Origin of the sequence: Pseudarthrobacter sp. B907, assembly GCF_040137805.1 — a bacterium.
Taxonomy (GTDB): domain Bacteria; phylum Actinomycetota; class Actinomycetes; order Actinomycetales; family Micrococcaceae; genus Arthrobacter.
In genome coordinates, this window is sequence record NZ_JBEEQE010000037.1 from 1 (window position 1) to 1,397 (window position 1,397).

Annotated in this window: 2 protein-coding genes; both read right to left on the reverse strand. The window is 62.1% G+C overall.

Going from position 1 to position 1,397, the window contains the following annotated elements; all coding sequences use genetic code 11:
* Positions 1-851, reverse strand: an 851-nt coding sequence (locus ABLI39_RS17325) for an IS3 family transposase (RefSeq protein ID WP_349414791.1), incomplete at its 3' end; no start/stop codon positions are given.
* Positions 848-1,318 (reverse strand): helix-turn-helix domain-containing protein, encoded by a 471-nt coding sequence (locus tag ABLI39_RS17330; protein ID WP_349414792.1) that lies wholly within the window; start codon positions 1,316-1,318, stop codon positions 848-850. The genes ABLI39_RS17330 and ABLI39_RS17325, both read right to left, overlap by 4 nt.
* Positions 1,319-1,397: the final 79 nt, after the last annotated feature.

The window sequence follows — 1,397 nt, forward strand, 5'->3', positions numbered from 1 at the left end:
GCGGCGAGGGCGTGAGCACGGTATTGCACCGGGCTCAGGCCCTTGAGCTTTGTTGAGATTCTTTCGGTGTTGTACCAGTGGATGTAGTCCTGCAGGGCTGCTGCCAGGGCGTCGGTGCTGAGGAAACGGACGCGGTGGAAGAGCTCTTCCTTGAGGTGTCCGAAGAAGTTCTCCATGACCGCGTTGTCGTAGCAGTTGCCCTTGCGTGACATCGATTGGACCGCACCGGCATCCGCAAGGAGTACGCGCCAGCTGACATGCCGGTACTGGAATCCCTGGTCCGAATGCACGAGCGGTTTCTGCCCGTCCTCGAGCATCTCCAAAGCCTGGCGCAGCGACGTGTTCGTGAGCTCCAGATTCGGGGACGAGCCGATCGTATAGGAGATGATCTGCCGGTCGAAGAGATCCATGACCGGGGAGAGGTAGAGCTTCCGGTCCCCGACGCTGAACTCTGTCACATCCGTCACCCACTTCTGGTTCGGCGCCTCAGCGTCGAACTCGCGGTTCAGTACGTTCGGGACGACCTTGTCCTGCCCGCCCTGGTAGGAGTTGTAACGTTTCCTCCGCCGGACCTTGCAGACCAGCTGCAGGGCACGCATGAGCTTCAGTACGGTCTTCTTCGCGACCGTCCACCCTTCCTTGGCCAGTTCAGTGTGGATTCGGCGGTGCCCGTAGCGGCCACGGTTCGTCGTGAAGATCTCCGTGACTGCGGCCTTGAGTTCCTCCTGCGGGTCGGGGTCCCGGAGGCGGGACTGGTGATAGAAGAACGTCGACCGGGCCAGGCCGGCGACCTGCAGCAGAACCGGAAGCGGGAAGTCAGCCTTGAGGGCGATGAGGGCCTGAACCTTCACCGTCGTTCCTGCGCCCTCAAGGCCCGCAATTTTCCCAGGTAGGCCACCTGCGCCCGCAACAGTTCGTTCTCCCGGCGCAGCCGTTCGAGTTCGGGCAGCTCCGCCGGCTGCGGGGAACCGGGCTTCCTCAGCCTGCCCCTGGGCTTCGGGCGCAAGGCATCCGCGCCCTCGCGGCGGTAGGCACCTGCCCAATTCTTCAGCAGGCCGGAAGAGGACAAACCAGCCTCCGCCGCGAGATCCTGGGCAGTCTCACCCGCGATGAACCGTTCGACCAAGGCGAGCTTGAATTCGAACGGATACACCTGTTTCGTACGTCTGGCCACCAGCACTCCTCGACCATGGATCCTCCACCGCAGATAGAGTTCCTTGACCGGAGACTGAGGCACACCCAGCAGCCGCGCAGCCGCCATATCCGCGATGCCCTTCTCAAACCACGCTACAGCGGCCTCGCGCTGAACTTCGGACAACGGACTACGTCCATACATAAAAATGCTCCCCGGGAATCGGAACTGAATTTCCCAGTCCAACTTTTGGGGACCAGTTCAG